We start from the raw sequence: 12574 nt of genomic DNA, 5'->3' as shown, positions 1-12574 counted from the left end.
CGACATGACGGACTCGATGGCGGATACCGCGCTCTGGACACCGGACGCCCTCGAAGCGGCGACCGGCGGGCGGCTGATCGGCGCGCGCGCATCCGCGACCGGCGCCTCGATCGACACCCGCACCCTGGCGCCCGGCGACCTGTTCTTCGCGGTCCGCGGCGACGCGCGCGACGGCCACGACTTCGTCCCGGCCGCCCTCGCCGCGGGCGCCGCCGCGGCGGTGGTGGCGCAGGCGCGCGCGGAAGATCTCGCCGCCCACGGCCCGGTGCTCGCCGTGCCGGGGGAGGGCGCCGACCCGGTGCTCGCGGCGATGACCCGGCTCGGAGCCGCCGCCCGCGCCCGCACGGCCGCGCAGGTGGTGGCGGTGACCGGCTCGGTCGGCAAGACCGGCACCAAGGAGGCCCTGCGCCACGTGCTGTCCGGGCAGGGGGCGACCCACGCCTCGGCCGCCTCCTACAACAACCACTGGGGGGTGCCGCTCACCCTGGCGCGGATGCCGGAGGCCACCCGCTACGGCGTGTTCGAGATCGGCATGAACCACGCCGCCGAGATCCTGCCGCTGACGCGGATGGTGACCCCGGACGTCGCCCTCGTCGTCACCGTCGAACCCGTGCACATCGAGCACTTCCCCTCGCTCTCGGCCATCGCCGACGCCAAGGGCGAGATCTTCGCCGGGTTGAAGCCCGGCGGCGTGGCGGTCATCAACCGCGACACGCCGCACTTCGCCAGGCTTCTGGCACACGCCCAGGCCTCGCGCGCCGGCCGGATCGTCAGCTTCGGCGAGCATCCGGAGGCGGACGTGCGGGCGGGGCGGATCGTGCTGCGCCCCGACCTCTCGGTGGTCGACGCGACCGTGATGGGCCAGCCCGTCACCTACCAGCTCGGCACCGCCGGCCGCCACACCGCCCTGAACTCGCTCGGCGTGCTGGCGGTCGTCCACGCGCTGGGGGGCGACCTCGCCCGCGCCGCCCTGTCGCTCGCCGCGCTGAAGCCGCCCGTGGGGCGGGGCGAGCGCACCGCCCTGGAGCTGCCCGGCGGCACCGCGTGGCTCGTGGACGAGAGCTACAACGCCAACCCGGCCTCGGTCCGCGCGGCGCTGGCAACGCTGGGCGGGATCGAGACCGGCCCGCGCGGCCGCCGCATCGCCGTGCTCGGCGACATGCTGGAACTGGGCGCCGCCGCCGCCGACCTGCACCGCGGCCTCGCCGGGGCGGTGGAGGCGGCGGGCGTCGACCTTGTCTTCGCCGCGGGCCCGCTCACCCGCAACCTGTTCGAGGCGCTGCCGGTGAGCCGGCGCGGCGCGGTCGCCGACGCCTCCGCCGAGCTCGTCGAGCCGCTGCTGCGCGCGCTGCGCCCGGGCGACGCCGTGATGGTCAAGGGTTCGAACGGCAGCCGCATGGGCCGGATTGTCGAGGCGCTCAAAGCCCGCTACGCCGCCCCGACGCGGCGCGACGCGGCCGCCTCCTGAGCGCGCCCCGCGCCGCCGCACAGGCCGGTCCGGCATGACCGGTCGTGCCGGACCACGAATGCCGGGCCGTGTCCTGTCGCAGCGCGATCGGACCCGGCCCCGAGCGGCCCCGGCCGCCACCCGCGTCCTCGCGTAGAAAAGGGGCCGAGCGCCCGGATGCTGTACCTTCTCTCGGACCTGAGCAGCACCTTCACGCCGCTCAACGTCTTCCGCTACATCACCTTCCGCACCGGCGGGGCGCTGTTCACGGCGGGCCTGTTCGTGTTCTGGTTCGGGCCGTGGATCATCTCGCTGCTGCGCCTGCGCCAGGGCAAGGGCCAGCCGATCCGCGAGGACGGGCCGCAGACCCACCTGCTGACCAAGCGCGGCACGCCGACCATGGGCGGGCTGATGATCCTGGCCGGCTTCATGGTCGCGGTGCTGCTCTGGGCCAACCCGCGCAACCACTACGTCTGGATCACGCTGGCGGTGACGCTGGGCTTCGGGGCGATCGGCTTCTACGACGACTACCTCAAGGTCACGAAGCAGTCGCACAAGGGCTTCTCCGGCAAGTTCCGCCTCCTCCTCGAAGCGGCCATCGCCGGTGCCGCCTGCGTGACGATCGCCGCCTACTCGCCCCTCGCCCTCCAGAACCAGCTCGCCTTCCCCGTGTTCAAGGACGCGCTGCTGAACCTCGGCTGGTTCTACGCGCTGTTCGGCGCCTTCGTGATCGTCGGCGCCGGCAACGCCGTGAACATGACCGACGGCCTCGACGGGCTGGCCATCGTGCCGGTGATGATCGCCTGCGGCACCTTCGGCGTCATCGCCTACCTCGTCGGCAACTCCTTCACCGCGAGCTACCTCCAGGTGAACTACGTCCGCGACACCGGTGAGCTCGCGGTGGTCTGCGGCGCGGTGATCGGGGCGGGCCTCGGCTTCCTGTGGTTCAACGCGCCGCCCGCGCAGGTCTTCATGGGCGACACCGGCTCGCTGGCGCTCGGCGGCCTGCTGGGCGCCGTCGCGGTGGCGACCAAGCACGAGATCGTCCTGGCGATCGTCGGCGGCCTGTTCGTGCTGGAGATGATGTCGGTGATCATCCAAGTGGCCTCGTTCAAGCTCACCGGCAAGCGCGTGTTCCGGATGGCGCCGATCCACCACCACTTCGAGCAGAAGGGCTGGAAGGAGCCGCAGGTGGTGATCCGCTTCTGGATCATCGCGGTGATCCTGGCGCTCGCCGGCCTCGCCACGCTCAAGCTGCGCTGAGCGGGGCGCACGCCGCCCGAGCGGGCGCGCGGAAGTCGTGCTAGAAGCGGCCGCGAGACGCGGCCGATCCCATCCACCGCCTCATCCTGAGGTGCCGGACGAAGCGGAGGCCTCGAAGGAGCCCTCCAGCCGGCCCTGCGATCCCTGGAGCCCGCCTTCGAGGCCCGCGATGCGGGCACCCCGGGATGCGGGCGCGGATGGGACGCGGCGCACCGTGCGGTTCCGAGGCCCGAATCCAGAATGACCCCCGTCACCACCTTCGCGGGCCGCAAGGTCGCCCTGTTCGGCCTCGGCGGCTCCGGACTCGTCACCGCCCGGGCGCTGCGGGACGGCGGCGCCGACGTGCTCGCCTGGGACGACGGGGCCGAGGGGCTCGCCCGCGCCGCCGCCGAGGGCATCCCGACCGGCGATCTGCGGGAGGCCGACTGGTCGTCGTTCGAAGCGCTCGTCCTCAGCCCCGGCGTGCCGCTGACCCATCCCGAGCCGCACTGGAGCGTGCGGCTGGCCCAGGGTGCCGGCGTCGAGATCGTCGGCGACATCGAGCTGTTCTGCCGGGAGCGCCGCGCCCGCGCGCCCGGCGCCCCGTTCGTGGCGATCACCGGCACCAACGGCAAGTCGACCACCACGGCGCTGATCGCCCACCTGCTGCGCGCGGCCGGCCGCGACGTGCAGATGGGCGGCAACATCGGCGTCGCGATCCTGTCGCTGGAGCCGCCCTCCGAGAGCCGCGTCCACGTGGTCGAGATGTCCTCGTTCCAGATCGACCTGTGCCCGAGCCTCGACCCGAGCGTCGGCGTGCTCCTGAACATCACCCCCGATCACCTCGACCGCCACGGCACCCTGGAGCAGTACGCCGCCATCAAGGAGCGGCTGGTGCGGGGTGCCGGCCTCGCCGTCGTGGGTGTGGACGACGGCCCGAGCCGCGCCATCGCCGACCGGCGCGGCGCGGGGCTGGTGCGGATCCGCGTGCCGCACGGGCCTCTCGCGGCGAGCGAGGCGACGGGCGAGGCTGTGAGCGCCCGCGACGGCGTGATCCGCGATGCCGACGGCACCCCGCTCGCCGACATCACCGGGATCGGGTCGCTGCGCGGCGCCCACAACGGGCAGAACGCGGCGGTGGCCGTCGTCGTCGCCAGGGCACTGGGCATCGAGTCCGAAGACATCCGGGCGGGGCTGGCGAGCTTCCCCGGCCTGCCGCACCGGATGGAGGAGGTCGGGCGGCGCGGCCCCGTGCTGTTCGTCAACGATTCCAAGGCGACGAACGCCGATTCCACCGAGAAGGCCTTGACCGCCTTCCGCGACATCCACTGGATCCTCGGCGGCAAGGCCAAGGACGGCGGCATCTTCCCGCTGGTGCCCTACTTCGAGCGCGTCGCCCACGCCTACCTGATCGGCGCGGCCTCGGACGCGTTCGCCGCGACGCTCGACGGCGCGGTGCCCTACACCCGCTGCGAGACCCTCGACGTGGCGGTGGAGAAGGCCGCCGCGGGGGCCGCCGCCTCGGGCGCCCCCGAGCCGGTGGTGCTCCTGTCCCCGGCCTGCGCCTCCTACGACCAGTTCCGCAACTTCGAGGTGCGCGGCGACCGGTTCCGGGATTTGGTGCGGGCGCTGCCGTAACGTTCGGTCTTACCGCTGAGTCGGCCTCGTGTCGCGAGCCCGACGTGGCGCGTCAGGCGAGTCCGAGGAAAAGTGCCAGCGAGCGGGTGACAGCCAGCAGGCTTGCGTCGTCGAGGCGCCCGAAAGGCGGCCCGACCCTGTCGCGCTTCACCGACATGACCTTGTCGACCATCACCTGCGATGGCTTGCGCAGCCCGTTGTCCGGCGTCGGTTGGACCGTGAGCCGGAACAACGGAGTGTCCGCTGCCGTCCCCGACATCAGGAGAACCGTGACCGTGCCGGTCGCCTCGAACCGATCGGCTTGGATGACCAGGGCGGGCCGCGGCTTCCCGAAGTCTCCCGACATCGCGACGGTAACGAGGTCACCCCGCCTCACGCCTCAGCCTCAGCCTCATCATCCAGATCGGCGAGGGCAGCGTCCATGAAGGCATCCAGATCCCGGTCGGCGGCATCGGCCGCGGCGGCCACGCGCGACTGGCGGCGGCACTCGTCAGCGAAGCCCGGCCGGCGGGTGTCCGGAACCCAGATCTGCACCGGACGCAGTCCTGCGGCCCTCAGGACGTCCCGGCGCTTCTGGACGCGCCGGGTAACGGGAGTCGGCATGGCGGATCCCCCCTTCATCTCGTTACATGTAACAGATGAGGGGGACAGCCCCTGCCGTCAAGTCGGGCAACCGGCTCGGCATCCCTACCGCGCCAGCACCTGCGCCGCCGCCCGCGTCGTCCCCACCGCCTCGGTGACCTCGGCGACCGCGTCGGAGATCGCGCCGATATTGCCGGAGATGCCCGAGACCGAGGCGGCCGCCTCCTGCATGCTGCGCGAGAGCTCGCGCGTCACCGCGTCCTGCTCCTCGACGGCGCCGGCGGTGGTGACGACGTGCTCGCGCATCACCTGCACCGCGGCGCGGATCGCACTGAGCGCCGACACCACCTCCCCGGAGATCCCCTGCACGGCGCCGATCTCGGCGTTGATCCGGTCGGTCGCCCCGGCGGCCTGGGCGGCGAGCGCCTTGACCTCGGCGGCCACCACCGCGAAGCCGCGGCCGGCGGCCCCCGCGCGGGCCGCCTCGATGGTGGCGTTGAGCGCCAGCAGGTTGATCTGGCCGGCGATCGACTGGATCAGCCCGACGATCCCCGTCATCGCCACGGCCGCCTCGGAGAGGCGCCGGGTCCGGTCGTCCACCGCCTCGACCTGCCCCACCGCCGCGTCGGTGGCCGCCTTCGACTTGGCCATGCTCTGCGAGACCTCGCTGACGGAGGCCGCGAGTTCCTCGGCCGCCGCCGCCATCGCCTGGACGCTGGCGCTCGCCGCGCCCGCCGCGTCGCCCGCGGCGCCGGAGGCGTGGCGGGAGCGGGCCACCGCCGCGTCGATCGCGCCGAAGTTGCGCTCGATCAGGCCGCGCAGCTCGGCGAGCAGCCGCACCTGCTCGGTGATGTCGGTGGCGAACTTCACCACCTTGTAGGGCCGCCCGGCCGCGTCGAGGATCGGGTTGTAGGAGGCCTGGATCCAGACCTCGCGCCCCCCCTTGGCGATCCGCCGGTACTGCGCCGCCTGGTAGGTGCCCCGGCGCAGGGCCGCCCAGAAGGCGCCGTAGGCGTCGGACTCGCGCTCGCCCGCGTCGACGAACATCCCGTGGTGGCGCCCGACCACCTCGTCGAGCCGGTAGCCGACGACGCCCAGGAAGTTCGGGTTGGCGTCGAGGATGGTCCCGTCGAGGTCGAAGCTGATCACCGCCTGCGAGGTCGTGATCGCCGCGATCTGCCCGGCCCGGTCGGCGTCCTCGGCCTTCTGGGCGGTGATGTCGGTCGCGAACTTCACCACCTTCACCGGCCGGCCGGCGCGGTCGAGGATCGGGTTGTAGGAGGCCTGGATCCAGATCTCGCGGCCGCCCTTGGCGATCCGCCGGTACTGCGCCGCCTCGAAGGCGCCGCCGCGCAGCCGCTCCCAGAAGGCCCGGTAGACGTCGGAGTCGCGCTCCTCGGGCGCCATGAACATCGCGTGGTGGCGCCCCACCACCTCGTCCGCCCGGTAGCCGACGGCCCCGAGGAACGCCGGGTTGGCGGCACGGATCGTCCCGTCGAGGTCGAACTCGATCACCCCCTGTACCCGGTCGAGGGCGGCGAGCTTGGCGGCGTCATCTGATGTGCGGGCGCGAAACATCGGCGGGTCGTCCTGATTTGCACCCATAGGTTGTATTGATATGGGTTAAGGATAGATTACGCCCGCCCGGCCGATCCGGCGCGCGGCGCTAGCGATGCGTTTACCATTCCACCCCAAGACTTCCGGCTCCGCGCCGAACGCCCGGCGCCCGAAGGCCCGTGCCCGCCCATGATGTCCCGCGCCGAGCGCACGCCCCTGACCGACTGGTGGTGGACGGTGGATCGCGGCCTGCTGGCCGCCCTGTTCGCGCTGATGGTGGCGGGCCTCGTGTTCCTGATGGGCGGCGGCCCGCCGGTGGCGGAGCGGATCGGCCTGCCGACCTTCTACTTCCTCAACCGGCAGGCGATGTACCTCGCCCCCACCATCCTGCTGATCTGCGCGGTCTCGTTCCTCAGCTTGCGCGGCATCCGCCGGATGGCGCTCATCACCTGGGCCTGCGGCGTCGCGCTGTGTCTCGTGGCCTCGAAGTTCGGGCCGGAGATCAAGGGCGCGCACCGCTGGATCCAGTTCGGCTCGTTCGGCCTGCAGCCCTCCGAATTCGTGAAGCCCGCCTTCGTGGTGGTGGCCGCCTGGGCGTTCTCGGAAGGGGCGCAGCGCCGGGACATGCCGGGGGGCCTGATCGCCATCCTGCTCCTGCCGATCACCATCGTGCCGCTGCTGCTCCAGCCCGATTTCGGCCAGACGATGCTGATCACCCTGGTGTGGTCGACCCTGTTCTTCGTGGCCGGCCTGCACCTGGTCTGGGTGGCGATGCTCGGCGTCCTCGGCATGGTCGGCGTGTTCGCCGCCTACACCTTCTTCCACCACGTCCGCGAGCGCATCGAGCGGTTCCTCGACAAGGATTCCGGCGACAGCTTCCAGGTGTTCTGGTCGCAGCAATCGTTCCGCTCGGGAAGCTGGTTCGGCACCGGCCCGGGGGAGGGGGTGGCCAAGCGCCACCTGCCGGACGCGCACACCGACTTCATCTTCTCGGTCACGGGCGAGGAGTTCGGGGTGATCGTCTGCCTGTGCCTCGTCGCCCTGTTCGCCTACATCGTGCTGCGCGGTCTCAAGCTGGCGCGGCGCACCGACGACGTGTTCTCGCGGCTCGCCATCACCGGCCTGACCACCCTGTTCGGCCTTCAGGCGTGCATCAACATGGCGGTGAACACCCAGCTCATGCCGGCCAAGGGCATGACCCTCCCCTTCGTCTCCTACGGCGGCTCCTCGCTGATCTCGCTGGCGCTCGGCACCGGCTTCCTCGTGGCGCTCACCCGCAAGCGCCCGCGCACGGTGCTGCTCAGCCAGAAGCCCCCCGGCACCGCGCCGGCCACCGTCGCCGGGGTGATGCGGTGACGGTCTTCACCCCCACGGTCCTGCTCTGCGCGGGCGGCACCGGCGGCCACCTGTTCCCGGCCGAGAGCCTCGCCCACGCGCTGCGCGGCCGCGGGGTGCGGGTGGCGCTCGCCACCGACGCGCGGGTCGATGCGATCGCCGGGGACTTTCCCGCCTCCGAAATGGTCACGATCCCCTCCGCCACGCCGTCGGGCCGGAACCTGATCCGGCGCGGCCTCGCGGTGCTGACGCTGGGCAAGGGGTTCGGCGCGGCCGCACGGGAGGTCCGCCGGCTCAACCCGGCCGCGGTGGTCGGCTTCGGCGGCTACCCGACGGTGCCGCCGGTGCTGGCCGCGCAGATCCTGCGGGTGCCCGCGATCCTGCACGAGCAGAACGCGGTGATGGGCCGGGCCAACGCCTTCCTCGCGCGCGGCGCGCGGGTCATCGCTACGGGCTTCCCGGACGTGCGCGGCGTGCCCGACAAGGCCCGGGCGCCGCGGATCCACACCGGCAACCCCCTGCGCCCGGCGGTGATCGAGGCCGCCAAGACCCCGTACCCTGCGCTGCCCGAGGGCGGGACCCTGCGGCTCCTCGTGTTCGGCGGCAGCCAGGGCGCCCGGGTGATGGGCGAGGTGGTGCCCGAGGCGCTCGCCCGCCTGCCCGGGGACCTGCGCGCCCGCCTCCACCTCACCCAGCAGGTCCGCCCCGAGGACCTGACCGCGGTGCAGAACCGCTACCTCGCGATGGGCCTCGCCGGGATCGAGGCCGCGCCGTTCTTCAAGGACCTGCCGGGGCGGATGGCGGCGAGCCACCTCGTCGTCTCGCGCTCGGGCGCCTCCACGGTGTCGGAACTCGCCGCCATCGGCCGCCCCGCGATCCTCGTGCCCCTGCCGGGGGCGCTGGACCAGGACCAGGCGGCCAACGCCGCGACGCTGGAGGCGATCGGCGCGGCGCTCGCCCTGAAGCAGACGGCCTTCACCCCCGACCGCCTCGCCGCCGACCTCGTCGAGATGTTCGAGCGGCCCGAAAAATTGACCGCGGCGGCCGATGCGGCCAGAAGCGCGGGCATCCACGACGCCGCCGAGCGGCTCGCCGAGGTCGTCGTGCGGACGGCCGCCCGCACCTGATTCCTCCGGGACCGCGCCGGTCCCCGAACACACGGTTCGACCCATGAAGCTGCCGGACAAGCTCGGCCCCATCCACTTCATCGGCATCGGCGGCATCGGCATGTCCGGCATCGCCGAGGTGATGCGCAACCTCGGCTACACGGTGCAGGGCTCGGACGCCTCCGACAACGCCAACGTCCGGCGCCTGTCGGAGAAGGGCATCCGCACGTTCGTCGGGCACGATGCCGGGAACGTCGAGGAGGCGGCGCTCGTCGTCGTCTCCACCGCGATCCGCCGGGACAACCCGGAGCTCCAGGCCGCCCGCGAGCGCCGCCTGCCGGTGGTGCGCCGGGCCGAGATGCTGGCCGAGCTGATGCGCTTCAAGTCCTGCGTGGCGGTGGCCGGCACCCACGGCAAGACCACCACCACCTCGCTGGTCGCCACCCTGCTCGATGCCGGCAACCTCGATCCGACGGTGATCAACGGCGGCATCATCAACGCCTACGGCACCAACGCCCGGATGGGCGCGGGCGAGTGGATGGTGGTGGAGGCCGACGAGTCCGACGGCACCTTCCTGAAGCTGCCGGCGGATGTCGCCATCGTCACCAACATCGACCCCGAGCACCTCGACCATTTCGGCTCGTTCGACGCGGTCAAGGACGCCTTCCGGCGCTTCATCGAGAACATCCCGTTCTACGGCTTCGCGGTGATGTGCATCGACCACCCCGTGGTGCAGGACCTCGTCGGCCACATCGAGGACCGGCGGATCATCACCTACGGCGAGAACCCGCAGGCCGACGTGCGCCTGATCGACGTGGACCTGAAGGGCGGCCAGAGCCGCTTCCGGGTGATGATCCGCGACCGCCGCCCCGGCTACCGGATGGAGATGGAGGATCTCGTCCTGCCGATGCCGGGCAAGCACAACGCCCTGAACGCCACCGCGGCGCTGGCGGTGGCGCACGAGCTCGGCGTGAAGCCCGAGGCGATCCGCAACGCGCTCGCCGGCTTCGGCGGGGTCAAGCGCCGCTTCACCCGCACCGGCGAGTGGAACGGCGCCCAGATCTTCGACGATTACGGACACCATCCGGTGGAGATCAAGGCGGTGCTCAAGGCCGCCCGCGCCTCCACCGACGGGGCGGTGATCGCGGTGGTGCAGCCGCACCGCTACACCCGGCTGCAATCGCTGTTCGACGATTTCTGCACCTGCTTCAACGACGCCGACACGGTGATCGTCGCCCCCGTCTACGCGGCGGGCGAGGCGCCGATCGAGGGCGCCGACCGGGACGGCCTGCTCGCCGGCCTCAAGTCCCGCGGCCACCGCGACGCCCGCCCCCTCGACCGGCCGGAGGAGCTGGCCGGGATCGTCGCGGAGCTGGCGCGGGCCGGCGACTACGTGGTGTGCCTGGGCGCGGGGACGATTACGCAATGGGCCTACGCGCTGCCGGGCGAGCTGGCGGCGCGGGGGTGAGATCCGGGATACCGGAGCGGACGCGGTTTCGCCGCAGCCTTCGCCGGTCCGAGACGGATGCCGAGCGGCGCCTCTGGCATCGTCTCCGGGACCGGCGCCTCGCGGGTTTCAAATTCGTCCGGCAGGAGAGCATCGACCGCTACGTCGCCGATTTCTGCTGCCGCGAAGCGAAACTGATCGTCGAGGTCGATGGCGGCCAACATGCCGGGAGCGCGCACGATCGCGTCAGGGATGCGTGGCTGACCGGTTCGGGCTATCGCGTCCTCAGATTCTGGAACGCGGAGATCATGACCGACATCGTCGGTGTCACGGACACCATCCTCGCCGCGCTCCCGCCCTCTCCCCGCGTGCGGGGAGAGGGCCGAGCCCCCCTCGCCGGGGGCGAGGCGAGCCCGAAGGGCGACGGTGAGGGGGCGTTTCCTGACGAGCCCCTACCCGAACCGCCCCCTCACCCTCGGCTGCCGCCTCGCTCCGGCGACGACGGGGTCGCCGGAGCCCTCTCCCCGCAGGCGGGGAGAGGGGGAGAGCACGCATGACCGCCCTCATCGACACCCTCCGTGCCGCGGCGCCCGGTCTCCGGGGCCGGCTGATCGGGCAGGCGAACCTCGCCGACCTCACGTGGTTCCGGGTCGGCGGGCCGGCCGAGGTGCTGTTCACCCCCGCCGACCCGGAGGACCTCGCCGGCCTGCTCGCCGTCCTCGACCCCGCCGTGCCGGTCACCACGATCGGGCTCGGCTCGAACCTGATCGTGCGCGACGGCGGCATCCCCGGGGTCACCGTCCGTCTCGGCGGCCGGGCGTTCGGGTCGGTCGCGGTCGACGGCGAGACGGTGCGCGCCGGCGCGGCCGTGCCCGACACCCGGCTCGCGAAGGCCGCGGCGGAGGCGGCGCTCGACGGGCTCGCCTTCTACCGGGGCATCCCCGGCTCGGTCGGCGGGGCGCTGCGCATGAATGCCGGGGCGCATGGCGGCGAGACGGTCGACGTGCTGGTCGAGGCGCAGGGGGTCGACCGGTCGGGCCGGGCCGTCACCTTCAGCAACGCCGGGATGGGCTTCTCCTACCGCCACTGCGCGGTGCCCGACGACGTGATCTTCACGGGCGCCCTGTTCCGGGGCCGGCCCGGCGACCGGGCGGCGATCGAGGCGGAGATGGACCGGGTCACCGCCGCGCGGGAGGCGGCGCAGCCGATCCGCGAGCGCACCGGCGGCTCGACCTTCGCCAATCCCGAGGGCGGCAAGGCGTGGCAGCTCATCGACGCGGCCGGCTGCCGCGGCCTGACCCGGGGCGGCGCCCAGGTCTCGCCGATGCACTGCAACTTCCTGATCAACCGCGGCGGCGCCACCGCCGCCGACATCGAGGGGCTCGGCGAGGAGGTCCGCCGCCGGGTGCGCGAGACGAGCGGCGTCGCGCTGCGCTGGGAGATCCGGCGGATCGGCGTCGCGGCGGCCGATTGAACGATGACGGTCCGCGACATCATCCGGTTGATCGAGGGGGACGGATGGTATCTCGTGGCAACCCGCGGGAGCCATCGACAAGACAAGCACCCGATCAAGCCCGGACGAGTCACCATCGCCGGTGCACTGTCGGACGATGTCGCGCCCGGTACGCGGGGCAGCATCTTGAAGCAGGCGGGCCTGAAGTGAGGACACGCGATGCGTTACGCGGTGATCATCGAGCAGGCCGGATCCAACGTGTCCGCCTACGTGCCGGATCTGCCGGGCTGCATCGCTACGGCGGCGACCGTCGAGGCCGTCGAGAGAGAGATCCGAGAAGCGATCCGCTTCCACATCGAAGGGCTCCGCGCCGACGGCGAGCCGATTCCGGAACCGAGAAGTCTGGCCGAGTACGTCGAGGCATGACCGTACGAAAGGCTCACGCTTCAGCCGTGCCCCTATAGGAGGGCAGGAGCCTCGGCGCGGCGGCGGCGGCCGGCCTGATCGATCCGACGTGGCGGACGCGGCGCGATCGCGACGCGTCCGCTGGCTTCATTGAATGGTCCGGGCCGGGCGGCGAGACGGGTCGAGCCGAGTTTCGAGCGGCCCTGTCCGGCGGTCGCGACCCTTCCATCGAGGCCGCAAACCGCGCCCCGGACGCGGCAATCCCCGCCCGACCCGCCCGACTTAAACCAAATGTTTACCAGCGCGCTCAAGAGTTGCCGTTAACGGCGCATCAAGCGCTGGGCTGCCGAGGGGGTAGCCGT

The 12574-nt window shown here is 72.4% G+C and carries 13 protein-coding genes; 10 read left to right on the top strand and 3 right to left on the bottom strand.

From position 1 onward, the window contains the following. Positions 1-16: 16 nt before the first annotated feature. The 3 genes from Q8W71_RS16730 to murD all read left to right on the top strand — a co-directional run bounded on the left by Q8W71_RS16730 (position 17) and on the right by murD (position 4327). A complete protein-coding gene (locus tag Q8W71_RS16730; protein ID WP_305526539.1) occupies positions 17-1468 on the top strand; it encodes a UDP-N-acetylmuramoylalanyl-D-glutamyl-2,6-diaminopimelate--D-alanyl-D-alanine ligase in 1452 nt (483 codons plus the stop codon). 156 nt (positions 1469-1624) lie between these two features. Then, complete coding sequence (gene mraY, locus Q8W71_RS16725) at positions 1625-2710, top strand: phospho-N-acetylmuramoyl-pentapeptide-transferase (RefSeq protein WP_305526526.1); 1086 nt, start codon at positions 1625-1627, stop codon at positions 2708-2710. Between the two features lie 240 nt (positions 2711-2950). Continuing rightward, positions 2951-4327: a UDP-N-acetylmuramoyl-L-alanine--D-glutamate ligase gene (gene murD / locus Q8W71_RS16720; protein WP_305526525.1), complete on the top strand. Its 1377-nt coding sequence runs from the start codon at positions 2951-2953 to the stop codon at positions 4325-4327. Positions 4328-4379: 52 nt separating this feature from the next. Here murD and Q8W71_RS16715 read toward each other — a convergent pair whose 3' ends face one another. The 3 genes from Q8W71_RS16715 to Q8W71_RS16705 all read right to left on the bottom strand — a co-directional run bounded on the left by Q8W71_RS16715 (position 4380) and on the right by Q8W71_RS16705 (position 6487). Continuing rightward, entirely contained in the window at positions 4380-4703 is a 324-nt protein-coding gene (locus Q8W71_RS16715; protein ID WP_305526524.1) for a type II toxin-antitoxin system PemK/MazF family toxin, read from the bottom strand. Then, entirely contained in the window at positions 4700-4930 is a 231-nt protein-coding gene (locus tag Q8W71_RS16710; RefSeq protein ID WP_305526523.1) for an antitoxin MazE family protein, read from the bottom strand. Before Q8W71_RS16710 ends, Q8W71_RS16715 begins: the two co-directional genes overlap by 4 nt. An 84-nt stretch (positions 4931-5014) precedes the next feature. Next, entirely contained in the window at positions 5015-6487 is a 1473-nt protein-coding gene (locus tag Q8W71_RS16705; RefSeq protein ID WP_305526522.1) for a methyl-accepting chemotaxis protein, read from the bottom strand. Between the two features lie 168 nt (positions 6488-6655). On the opposite strand from Q8W71_RS16705, the gene Q8W71_RS16700 reads away from it, so the two are divergent. Genes Q8W71_RS16700 through Q8W71_RS16670 form a run of 7 tightly spaced genes read left to right on the top strand, consistent with a single transcriptional unit; the run spans position 6656 to position 12233 of the window. Then, the gene (locus tag Q8W71_RS16700; RefSeq protein ID WP_305526521.1) at positions 6656-7822 is read left to right on the top strand and encodes an FtsW/RodA/SpoVE family cell cycle protein; all 1167 of its coding nucleotides are present in this window, start codon (positions 6656-6658) and stop codon (positions 7820-7822) included. Then, the gene (gene murG / locus Q8W71_RS16695; protein ID WP_305526520.1) at positions 7819-8928 is read left to right on the top strand and encodes an undecaprenyldiphospho-muramoylpentapeptide beta-N-acetylglucosaminyltransferase; all 1110 of its coding nucleotides are present in this window, start codon (positions 7819-7821) and stop codon (positions 8926-8928) included. The genes Q8W71_RS16700 and murG overlap by 4 nt, the downstream gene beginning before the upstream one ends. A gap of 43 nt (positions 8929-8971) precedes the next feature. Beyond that, positions 8972-10375, top strand: coding sequence for a UDP-N-acetylmuramate--L-alanine ligase (murC, locus tag Q8W71_RS16690; protein WP_305526519.1), 1404 nt, complete (start codon positions 8972-8974; stop codon positions 10373-10375). Then, entirely contained in the window at positions 10333-10911 is a 579-nt protein-coding gene (locus Q8W71_RS16685) for an endonuclease domain-containing protein (RefSeq protein ID WP_305526518.1), read from the top strand. Before murC ends, Q8W71_RS16685 begins: the two co-directional genes overlap by 43 nt. Then, positions 10908-11828: a UDP-N-acetylmuramate dehydrogenase gene (gene murB, locus Q8W71_RS16680; RefSeq protein ID WP_305526517.1), complete on the top strand. Its 921-nt coding sequence runs from the start codon at positions 10908-10910 to the stop codon at positions 11826-11828. Before Q8W71_RS16685 ends, murB begins: the two co-directional genes overlap by 4 nt. Before the next feature lie 3 nt (positions 11829-11831). Next, positions 11832-12017, top strand: coding sequence for a type II toxin-antitoxin system HicA family toxin (locus tag Q8W71_RS16675; RefSeq protein ID WP_305526516.1), 186 nt, complete (start codon positions 11832-11834; stop codon positions 12015-12017). Positions 12018-12026: 9 nt separating this feature from the next. Then, a complete protein-coding gene (locus Q8W71_RS16670) occupies positions 12027-12233 on the top strand; it encodes a type II toxin-antitoxin system HicB family antitoxin (protein WP_305526515.1) in 207 nt (68 codons plus the stop codon). The last annotated feature ends 341 nt before the right edge of the window (positions 12234-12574 follow it).

The sequence above is a fragment of the Methylobacterium amylolyticum genome (assembly GCF_030700245.1).
GTDB lineage: Bacteria > Pseudomonadota > Alphaproteobacteria > Rhizobiales > Beijerinckiaceae > Methylobacterium.
The sequence above is the reverse complement of the archived record's forward strand: the minus strand, read 5'-3'. Positions and strand labels throughout refer to the sequence as shown.